Source organism: Pseudomonas sp. MWU12-2319 (genome assembly GCF_023242525.1).
GTDB classification, from domain to species: Bacteria; Pseudomonadota; Gammaproteobacteria; order Pseudomonadales; family Pseudomonadaceae; genus Aquipseudomonas; species Aquipseudomonas gingeri_D.
Genome location: NZ_JALJES010000015.1, coordinates 190,734 through 200,165, shown reverse-complemented (window position 1 = coordinate 200,165; position 9,432 = coordinate 190,734). Strand labels below are relative to the sequence as shown.

Here is a 9,432-nt window from a genome sequence, read left to right as displayed (position 1 = left end):
CCGAGGCGCGCATTCTACAGCAGCCTCATTTGCTGTCAAGTGATTATTTTCAGAAGTTTTCAGAATTTCCTCTTCAACTTCAACCACTTGCGCTTTCGATCTCTCGTTAGCGGGAGGCGAATTCTACAGCGTTACACGCTGCTGTCAACACCTCTTTTACACCGCTTTCGACCGAGAGGATCGAACCGCTAAAGAGGCGAAAACACACTGCCTTTTTCAGCTACTTCCACGCTTCGATGAACTGAAGCGCCCCGCCTGTCAAAACTCTCAAAACCTTTGTAACTCATTGAATCTCAAAGGCTTTTCCGTTTCGACTGCGCCGGAAGTGGGGCGAATTATAGAGCCGTGGAATTTCCCGTCAACGCTTATTTTCACTTTTCTGTCACAAAGGTCAAAAGCACCGCAAAAACGACTATGGGAGCCTGCGGCCCCCATAGTCTTGGTTTCTATCTATAAAGCAGCATTACTCGGCCTTGAGGGTAATCCGCGCAAACGCTTTCTTACCGGCCTGGCAAACATGGGTAGCACCGAGCTTGTATATAAAGGCGCGATCGACAACCTCACCATCTATACGCACGCCACCGGAACCCAGCAGATCACGAGCGACCGCCGAGTTCTTCACCAGACCGGCCTTATTGAGGACGGCAGCAATCGGCATGTCTTCAGTCGCACTGATTTCAACTTCAGGCAGATCATCCGGCAACTCGCCTTCCTTCATGCGATTACCTGCCGCACGATGAGCATTGGCCGCAGCCTCCTCACCATGGAAACGCGCGACGATCTCTTCAGCCAGCTTGATCTTGACATCACGCGGGTTGGCACCCGCCTCGACATCCTTGCGCAGCTGATTGATCTCATCCATCGAGCGGAAGCTCAACAACTCGAAGTAACGCCACATCAGCGCATCCGGGATCGATACCAGCTTGCCGTACATGACACCCGGTGCTTCCTGGATCCCGACATAGTTCCCCAAAGACTTGGACATCTTCTTCACGCCATCCAGCCCTTCGAGCAATGGCATGGTGAGAATGCACTGGGCCTCCTGACCGTAGGCGCGTTGCAGCTCACGCCCCATCAGCAGGTTGAACTTCTGGTCGGTACCGCCCAACTCGACATCCGCGCGCAGCGCAACGGAGTCATAGCCCTGTACCAGCGGGTAGAGGAACTCATGGATGGCGATTGGCTGGTTGTTGGTATAGCGCTTGTCGAAGTCGTCGCGCTCGAGCATGCGCGCCACGGTGTACTGCGACGTCAGGCGAATGAAGTCCGCCGGCCCCATCTGATCCATCCAGGTGGAGTTGAACGCCACCTCGGTCTTGGCCGGATCAAGGATCTTGAATACCTGAGCCTTGTAGGTCTCGGCATTCTCGAGAACCTGTTCACGGGTCAACGGTGGACGCGTGGCGCTCTTGCCGCTCGGATCACCGATCAAGCCGGTGAAGTCGCCGATCAGAAAGATCACCTGATGCCCCAGATCCTGGAACTGGCGCAGCTTGTTAATAAGGACTGTGTGCCCCAGGTGCAGATCCGGTGCCGTCGGGTCGAAGCCGGCCTTGATACGCAGCGGCTGGCCACGCTTGAGCTTCTCGACCAATTCGGACTCGACCAACACCTCTTCCGCACCACGCTTGATCAGCGCGAGCTGCTCTTCAACCGACTTCATAACCAACCTGCAAGGCTCAGATTCAAAGGGGACCAACCATACAAGATCGCCGCCCAAATACAAGTTTTGCCCGGCATACGGGCACGAAACGCCCGCCCGCACATGACAGACTTGCTTCAGGGATGATTTGGTTATATTTTATACAGTTATTTCATCTTCATCATGTCATTCATCTTTTCCAATTCATCTTCTTCAAAGTCAAATTACCTATGACCACAGAGCCGACTAAAGCGCCCCCGCTTTATCCGAAGACCCACCTGCTGGCCGCAAGTGGGATCGCCGCCCTTCTCAGCCTGGCGCTACTGGTATTTCCTTCCAGTGACGTAGAAGCCAAGAAGACAACGCTGAACCTGGAGCTGGAAACCCCAGCCGATCAACTGACACAAGACAAAGACGCCGTCGAACTCGATCAAGCCACAAATGAAGGCAATCCATCGCCTTTCGCCCAGATCGACAACAGCGCCGAAGACACCCAGGAAACCGCCAAGACCGCCCCGGCCCCGGCCCCCGAGGAAAAAAAGCTCCCCGGCCATAGGGAGGTCACCGTAGCCCGCGGCGACACGCTTTCCACGCTGTTCGAAAAGGTCGGGCTGCCTGCTGCTTCAGTACATGAGGTCTTGGCCAGCGATAAACAAGCCAAGCTGTTTTCCCAGCTCAAGCATGGCCAGGTCCTGCAGTTCGAACTGACTCCCGACGGCCAGTTGACCAACCTGCACAGCCAGGTCAGCGACCTTGAGACCATCACCCTGACCAAGGGCGCGAAAGGCTTCACCTTCAAGCGCGTGATCACCCAGCCGGTGGTTCGTTCAGCCTACGTGCACGGCGTGATCAACAGCTCGCTGTCGCTCTCTGCCCAACGTGCCGGCATGCCCCACAGCCTGACCCGCGAAATGGCCCATGTATTCGGCTACGACATCGACTTCGCCCAGGACATCCGCCCCGGCGACGAATTCGAAGTGATCTATGAACAGAAAGTGCTCAACGGCAAGACCGTCGGCACCGGCAACATCCTGTCCGCACGCTTCACCAACCGCGGCAAGACCTTCACCGCCGTGCGCTACACCAACAAGCAAGGTGTCAGCAACTACTACACCGCTGACGGCAACAGCATGCGCAAGGCCTTTATCCGCACCCCCGTGGACTTCGCCCGCATCAGCTCGCGCTTTTCCATGGGCCGCAAGCACCCGATCCTGAACAAGATCCGCGCCCACAAAGGTGTCGATTACGCAGCCCCGCGCGGTACGCCGATCAAGGCCGCCGGCGACGGCAAGGTGATATTGGCTGGTCGTCGCGGCGGCTACGGCAACACCGTGATCATCCAGCACGGCAATACCTACCGGACCCTGTACGGTCATATGCAAGGTTTTGCCAAGGGTATCCAGACCGGCAGCAACGTCAAGCAGGGCCAGGTGATCGGCTATATCGGCACCACCGGCCTGTCGACCGGCCCGCATCTGCATTACGAGTTCCAGGTCAATGGCGTGCACGTCGACCCGCTGGGCCAGAAACTGCCCATGGCCGATCCGATCGCCAAGTCCGAACGCGCCCGCTTCCTGCAACAGAGCCAGCCGTTGATGGCGCGCATGAACCAGGAAAAACCCAGCAAAGTCGCCTCGGCCAAACGGTAAACCACAATGCTCTACATAGGTGTGATGTCCGGAACCAGTCTCGATGGGCTGGACATTGCCCTGGTAGCGCTCGACGGTTCCATCCGGCTGCTGGCCAGCCACTACATTCCCATGCCCGAGGCCTTGCGCGTCGAGTTGCTTGGCCTGTGCGCCAGCGGCCCCGACGAAATTGCCCGCTGCGCCATCGCCGAGCAGAACTGGGTGACCCTCGCCGCCCAGGGCATCAATACCCTGCTGGAGCAACAAGGGCTCGCGCCGGGCGCCATTCGCGCCATCGGCAGTCACGGCCAGACTATCCGCCACGAACCGGCACGCGGCTTTACCGTGCAGATCGGCAACCCGGCCTTATTGGCGGAGCTGACCGGTATTACCGTCGTCGGCGACTTCCGCCGCCGCGATGTGGCCGCCGGCGGTCAGGGCGCGCCACTGGTTCCCGCCTTCCATGAAGCACTTTTCGAAGAGCGCACAGGCCATCGCGCGGTGCTGAATATCGGCGGTTTCAGCAATCTGAGCCTGATCGAGCCCGACAAGGCGGTCTCCGGTTTCGACTGCGGCCCTGGCAATGTGCTGCTCGACACCTGGATTCAGGATCAACGCAACGAATCCTATGACCGTAACGGCCAATGGGCGGCCAGCGGCCAGGTGGAGCCCGCGCTGCTGCTGGCACTGCTCAGCGATCCGTTCTTCCAGACCAAGGGTCCGAAAAGCACCGGTCGCGAAGTATTCAACCTGCCCTGGCTGAAGCAGCACCTGAGTCACCTGCCGCCCCTCGCGGCCGAAGACATCCAGGCCACCTTGCTCGAACTCAGCGCACGGACCATCGTTGAGTCACTGACTGGCGCCCAGGAGAACACGGAAGAATTGCTGGTGTGTGGCGGCGGCGCCCATAACGCGGCACTTATGGCTCGACTCAGCCAATTGCTGCCGGCCACTCGGGTTGCCAGCACCGCCACCCACGGCGTGGACCCCGACTGGGTCGAAGCCATGGCCTTCGCCTGGCTGGCCCGGTGCTGCCTTGACGGCATCGCCGCCAATCGCCCCAGCGTCACCGGTGCCCGCGGCCTGCGGGTACTGGGCGCGATCTACCCGGCCTGACACACAGCAAAACGCCGCGAAATTCGCGGCGTTTAGGGTAAAGCACAAGCAATGATCAGATCGAGAACGACGACCCGCAACCACAGGTGGTGGTGGCATTCGGGTTCTTGATCACAAACCGCGAGCCTTCCAGGCCTTCCTGGTAATCCACCTCTGCGCCTGCCAGGTACTGGAAGCTCATCGGATCGACCACCAGGCTGACGCCTTCGCGCTCGACGATGGTGTCGTCATCGGCCACTTCTTCATCGAAGGTGAAACCGTACTGAAACCCTGAACAACCGCCGCCCGTAACGAATACGCGCAGCTTCAAGCGATCATTGCCCTCTTCATCGACCAGGCTCTTCACCTTGTGCGCGGCACCGTGGGTGAATTGCAAAGCCGTGGGGGTGAAGGATTCGACGCTCATGCTGACTATCTCCCGGCGTTACGCCGCCATAATGCGTGATGACGGGCATTATCCGCTTCTCCTAGAAAAGCGGTCAACTATTGTTATGGTATATCAATCAACCCGGGCGACCTCACAGAATGCAAGAAGGCCCGTTAAACGGGCCTTCCTGGCGAACGCGAGCGACGCCTTACGGCAGCATGCCGGCATGGGACAGGCCCAGACGCTCGTCCAGACCGAACAGGATGTTCAGGTTCTGCACCGCCTGGCCCGAAGCGCCCTTGACCAGGTTGTCGATCACCGACAACACCACCACCAGGTCACCATCCTGCGGACGGTGCACGGCAATCCGGCAGACGTTGGCGCCACGCACGCTACGGGTTTCCGGATGACTACCAGCTGGCATCACGTCGACGAACGGCTCGTTGGCATAACGCTCCTCGAACAGCGCCTGCAGATCCACCGAGCGGTCGACCACGGTCGCGTATAGCGTGGAGTGGATACCCCGGATCATCGGCGTGAGGTGCGGCACGAAGGTCAGGCCCACATCATGGCCGGCAGCGCGGCGCAGTCCCTGGCGAATTTCCGGCAGGTGACGGTGCCCCTTGACCGCATAGGCCTTCATGCTTTCGGAGGTTTCCGAGTACAGCGAACCGACACTGGCACCGCGACCGGCACCGCTGACGCCCGACTTGCAGTCGGCGATCAACCGCGTGGTATCCGCCAGTCCCGCCTCAAGCAGCGGCAGGAAACCCAACTGGGTCGCGGTCGGATAGCAACCCGGCACGGCAATCAGACGGGCTTGCTTGATCTTCTCGCGGTTCACTTCCGGCAGACCGTAGACCGCCTCTTCCAGCAACGCCGGGGCACCGTGGGGTTGGCCGTACCACTTGGCCCACTCTTCGGCGTCCTGCAGACGGAAGTCGGCGGACAGGTCGATCACCTTGGTGCCGGCGGACAACAGCTCACCGGCCAGGGCATGGGCCACACCATGGGGCGTGGCGAAGAACACCACGTCGCAGGCAGCAAGGGCATTGATGTCCGGAACGCTGAACGCCAGGCCGTCGTAGTGGCCACGCAGGTTCGGGTACATATCGGCCACGGCGAGGCCCGCCTCGGATCGCGAAGTGATGACTGCCACTTCTGCCTGCGGATGCTGTGCCAACAGACGCAGCAATTCGACACCGGTGTAACCCGTGCCGCCGACGATACCGACCTTGACCATGACCTACCCTCAACGAAACCACTGGAAAGCCCACGATAATAGGGGCCGCGCGCGCCTGCGACAACCGTCAAGGTGACGTGCGGACGCTCAAGCCTCTACTATTCGACCTACCGTGAACCTGGGAATAACTAAAAATGCTCTATCTGTGGGTCAAAGCCTTTCATATCGTCAGTGTCGTCTGCTGGTTTGCCGGCCTGTTCTATCTACCACGCCTGTTCGTCTACCACGCCCAGAGCGAGGACAGCGTCAGCAAGGAACGCTTCAGCGTCATGGAGCGTAAACTGTATCGCGGGATCATGGGCCCGGCGATGATCGCCACGCTGATCTTCGGCGGCTGGCTGATCGCTCTCAACCCGAGCCTCTTCAGCCAGGGCGGCTGGATCCACGCCAAACTGACCCTGGTGGTGGTGCTGATCGGCTACCACCATATGTGCGGCGCCCAGGTGAAACGTTTTGCCCGTGGCGAAAACACCCGCAGTCATGTCTTTTATCGCTGGTTCAATGAAGTGCCGGTTCTGCTATTGCTGGCTATTGTCATTCTGGTCGTTGTCCGACCGTTCTAGCTACACGTCACCCATCCCTGATCGGAGCACTCTCCATGTCGCTGCCCGCCCTGCTCGAACAACGCCTGCGCTTGCCCGTGGTGGCCGCGCCGATGTTCCTGATTTCCAACCCGCAACTGGTGCTCGCCTGCTGCCGCAATGGGGTGGTGGGCAGTTTCCCGGCCCTGAACCAGCGCGAAAGCAGCGGCTTCAAGGCCTGGCTGGAGGAAATCGAAGCGGGCCTGGCGACCCTGGATAATCCGGCGCCATACGCCGTCAACCTGATCGTGCACAACAGCAACCCACGGCTACAGGCGGATCTGCAGATCTGCATCGAACACAAGGTGCCGATCGTCATCACCAGCCTGGGCGCGGTCAAGGAACTGGTGGACGCCGTACACAGCTACGGTGGCCTGGTGTTCCACGATGTGACTACCCGCCGCCATGCCGAAAAAGCCGCCGAGGCCGGTGTCGACGGACTGATTGCCGTGGCGGCCGGTGCCGGTGGCCATGCCGGCACCTGGAGTCCGTTTGCCCTGATCGCCGAAATCCGCCAGTTCTTCGACAAAACCCTGCTGCTGGCCGGTTGCTTGAACCATGGTCACGAGATTCTCGCCGCGCAGTTGCTTGGCGCGGATCTGGCCTACTTCGGCACGCGATTTATCGGCACTACGGAAAGTCATGCATCCGACGCGTATAAAGAGATGCTGCTCACATCCCAGGCAGTCGATATCGTGCACACTGCGGCGGTATCCGGGGTGCCCGCGAGCTTTATGCGCCAGAGCCTGGAAAACGCCGGCTTCGACCTCGCCGCGCTGCAAGGCAAGGGCGAAGTCAACTTCGGCTCCAAGCTCAAGCCCATCAGCGACGAGGCCAAGGCCTGGAAAACCGTCTGGTCGGCCGGCCAGGGGGTGGGGGGTATCGATGATTTGCCCAGTGTCGACCAGTTGGTCGCCCGGCTCGAGGCCGAGTACCGCAAGGCCCAGGCGCTGGCAGCAGAGTTGCCCCGGCACTGGCCACGCCCGTAATATCTGTGTTGCAGGCTTGCCCTGCAACGCCAATGACTTGTGACAAGGACGCCCTTCATGAGCGACAACCGCTTCAAAATCGTGTTCGACGGCGCCTTGCAGGCCGGCGTGGACAAAACCACCGCCCAGTTCAACCTGGCCGCGCTGTTCAAGACCGACGTCGCCTCGGTGGAACGTTTGTTCAGCGGCCAGCCGGTCGCCCTTAAGCGCGACCTTTCGGCCGCTGAGGCCGAGTCCTACCTGCAAGCCTTGCGCAAAACCGGTATCGAGGCGCGCCTGGAGGCCGAACCGCCTACCGTTGAACTGAGCCTGGCGGATATCGATGACCTGCCGGCCAGCACACCGCCACCGGACACCACGACTTACCAATCCCCCTACGCCCCGCCACAAGCCCGGGTCGGCGACAACCTCCCGGCCTTCGGCCAACTCAAGGCCTTCACCACAAACGGGCGTATCGGTCGGCTGCGCTACCTGGCCTGGAGTGCCGTCCTGATGTTCGCAGCCCTCCCGATCGCCGGCGCCATCTTCGCGTTCGTCATGGGTACCGCGACAGCCTCGCCGAATACGGCGATCACCATCGGCGTTGTCTTGGGTGGCGCGGCCATCATTGCCTTAGTGGTCGTTTCCATCCAGATCGCCGTACAGCGCCTGCACGATATCGGCTGGTCCGGCTGGCTCTGGCTACTAACCCTGGTCCCCTTCGTGGGCAGCGTATTCCCTTTCGTGTTGATGCTCTGCCCCGGCAATAGCGGCGCCAACCAATACGGCGCACCACCACCGCCTAACAGTACCGCAGTCAAAGTCCTGGCCGTGTTCCCGTTCATTTGCGGGATCATCCTTGGCGTGGTTGCCGTAACCGGTGGCCTGGCCAACCTTGAGAAAGACTACAACAAGGAATCGGCCAGCTATTCCGAAAGCAGCGACGCCACCGGCACCGACGAGACCGATGATGCAACCGCCGAATCCGCTCCGCCCGCTGTAGACTATGACAAAGATGAAAAAGAATAACGGTTTCTGAGCCTGCGACCCTCTGTCCCAAGGCTCGCCGCCGTTGTGATGGAGAACTGCATGACCCGTTACGCCCTGATCACCGGCGCCTCCAGCGGCATCGGCCTGGCACTGGCCGAAGCCCTCGCGCGCCGCGGCCGCAGCCTGATTCTGGTGGCCCGCCAGCGTGATCAGCTGGAAACCATTGCCCTCGAACTGACCCAACGCTTCGGCGTCGAGGTGCTGTTTCGTGCCTGCGACCTGAGCGAGCCGCTGCGCCTTTCCGGTTTTCTGCTGGAACTGGAAGAAGGTGAGCGGCAGATCGACCTGCTGGTCAACTGCGCCGGCCTTGGCACCTGCGGCCCGTTTCTGGCCCAGGATTGGGGGACGGAGCAGGATCTGATCGAGGTCAACATCCTCGCCCTGACCCGACTTTGTCATACCCTGGGTAATCTCATGGCAATACAGGGTGGCGGGCAGATCCTCAACGTCGCCTCCGTCGCGGCGTTTCATCCCGCGCCCTGGATGAGCAGCTATTACGCGAGCAAGGCCTACGTACTGCACTTCTCCGAAGGTCTGCGCGAAGAGCTGAAGAAAACCGGCATCAAGGTGTCGGTACTCTGCCCGGGCCTGACCCGGACCGCGTTCTTTCGCACAGCACAGTTGGCCGTCGAAAAGCTTTCGAACAGCAAGCTGATGATGAGCCCCGAAGAAGTGGCGTTGTACGCCGTGCGCGCGCTGGACAAGAACCGCGCAGTGATCATTCCCGGCTGGCGTAACCGCTGGCTGGCCCGAGCTCCGCGCCTGATGCCGCGCTGGGCGATGCGCAAGCTCGCCGGTGTCGTGACCAAGGCCTATTGTCCGCGCTGAAACTTGAAC

General features: G+C 60.5%; 9 protein-coding genes. 6 read left to right on the top strand and 3 right to left on the bottom strand.

What is annotated here, in order from left to right:
* Window positions 1-463 precede the first annotated feature (463 nt).
* Complete coding sequence (tyrS, locus tag M5C01_RS23710; protein WP_103495745.1) at window positions 464-1,663, bottom strand: tyrosine--tRNA ligase; 1,200 nt, start codon at window positions 1,661-1,663, stop codon at window positions 464-466.
* 209 nt (window positions 1,664-1,872) lie between these two features.
* On the opposite strand from tyrS, the gene M5C01_RS23705 reads away from it, so the two are divergent.
* The gene (locus M5C01_RS23705) at window positions 1,873-3,291 is read left to right on the top strand and encodes a peptidoglycan DD-metalloendopeptidase family protein (protein WP_152741029.1); all 1,419 of its coding nucleotides are present in this window, start codon (window positions 1,873-1,875) and stop codon (window positions 3,289-3,291) included.
* A 6-nt stretch (window positions 3,292-3,297) separates the two neighbouring features.
* A complete protein-coding gene (locus tag M5C01_RS23700; protein ID WP_152741030.1) occupies window positions 3,298-4,386 on the top strand; it encodes an anhydro-N-acetylmuramic acid kinase in 1,089 nt (362 codons plus the stop codon).
* Window positions 4,387-4,441: 55 nt separating this feature from the next.
* On the opposite strand, the gene erpA is transcribed toward M5C01_RS23700, so the two are convergent.
* Together erpA and argC are read right to left on the bottom strand one after the other, a co-directional pair.
* The gene (gene erpA / locus M5C01_RS23695; protein ID WP_007906865.1) at window positions 4,442-4,792 is read right to left on the bottom strand and encodes an iron-sulfur cluster insertion protein ErpA; all 351 of its coding nucleotides are present in this window, start codon (window positions 4,790-4,792) and stop codon (window positions 4,442-4,444) included.
* Window positions 4,793-4,961: 169 nt separating this feature from the next.
* Window positions 4,962-5,996, bottom strand: coding sequence for an N-acetyl-gamma-glutamyl-phosphate reductase (argC, locus tag M5C01_RS23690; protein WP_103495742.1), 1,035 nt, complete (start codon window positions 5,994-5,996; stop codon window positions 4,962-4,964).
* Between the two features lie 134 nt (window positions 5,997-6,130).
* Here argC and hemJ point away from each other — a divergent pair, with 134 nt between their 5' ends.
* The 4 genes from hemJ to M5C01_RS23670 are packed head-to-tail and all read left to right on the top strand — an operon-like array spanning window position 6,131 to window position 9,423.
* The gene (hemJ, locus tag M5C01_RS23685; RefSeq protein WP_103495741.1) at window positions 6,131-6,559 is read left to right on the top strand and encodes a protoporphyrinogen oxidase HemJ; all 429 of its coding nucleotides are present in this window, start codon (window positions 6,131-6,133) and stop codon (window positions 6,557-6,559) included.
* Between the two features lie 35 nt (window positions 6,560-6,594).
* The gene (locus M5C01_RS23680) at window positions 6,595-7,566 is read left to right on the top strand and encodes a nitronate monooxygenase family protein (protein ID WP_103495740.1); all 972 of its coding nucleotides are present in this window, start codon (window positions 6,595-6,597) and stop codon (window positions 7,564-7,566) included.
* 57 nt (window positions 7,567-7,623) lie between these two features.
* A complete protein-coding gene (locus M5C01_RS23675) occupies window positions 7,624-8,574 on the top strand; it encodes a DUF805 domain-containing protein (protein WP_152741031.1) in 951 nt (316 codons plus the stop codon).
* 60 nt (window positions 8,575-8,634) lie between these two features.
* Window positions 8,635-9,423, top strand: a complete 789-nt coding sequence (locus M5C01_RS23670; RefSeq protein WP_103495738.1) for an SDR family oxidoreductase — start codon at window positions 8,635-8,637, stop codon at window positions 9,421-9,423.
* Window positions 9,424-9,432 lie beyond the last annotated feature (9 nt).

Coding starts and splice junctions, on each gene's coding strand:
- tyrS (WP_103495745.1), bottom strand. CDS start 1,663: ATGAAGTCGGTTGAAGAGCAGCTCGCGCTGATCAAGCGTGGTGCGGAA.
- M5C01_RS23705 (WP_152741029.1), top strand. CDS start 1,873: ATGACCACAGAGCCGACTAAAGCGCCCCCGCTTTATCCGAAGACCCAC.
- M5C01_RS23700 (WP_152741030.1), top strand. CDS start 3,298: ATGCTCTACATAGGTGTGATGTCCGGAACCAGTCTCGATGGGCTGGAC.
- erpA (WP_007906865.1), bottom strand. CDS start 4,792: ATGAGCGTCGAATCCTTCACCCCCACGGCTTTGCAATTCACCCACGGT.
- argC (WP_103495742.1), bottom strand. CDS start 5,996: ATGGTCAAGGTCGGTATCGTCGGCGGCACGGGTTACACCGGTGTCGAA.
- hemJ (WP_103495741.1), top strand. CDS start 6,131: ATGCTCTATCTGTGGGTCAAAGCCTTTCATATCGTCAGTGTCGTCTGC.
- M5C01_RS23680 (WP_103495740.1), top strand. CDS start 6,595: ATGTCGCTGCCCGCCCTGCTCGAACAACGCCTGCGCTTGCCCGTGGTG.
- M5C01_RS23675 (WP_152741031.1), top strand. CDS start 7,624: ATGAGCGACAACCGCTTCAAAATCGTGTTCGACGGCGCCTTGCAGGCC.
- M5C01_RS23670 (WP_103495738.1), top strand. CDS start 8,635: ATGACCCGTTACGCCCTGATCACCGGCGCCTCCAGCGGCATCGGCCTG.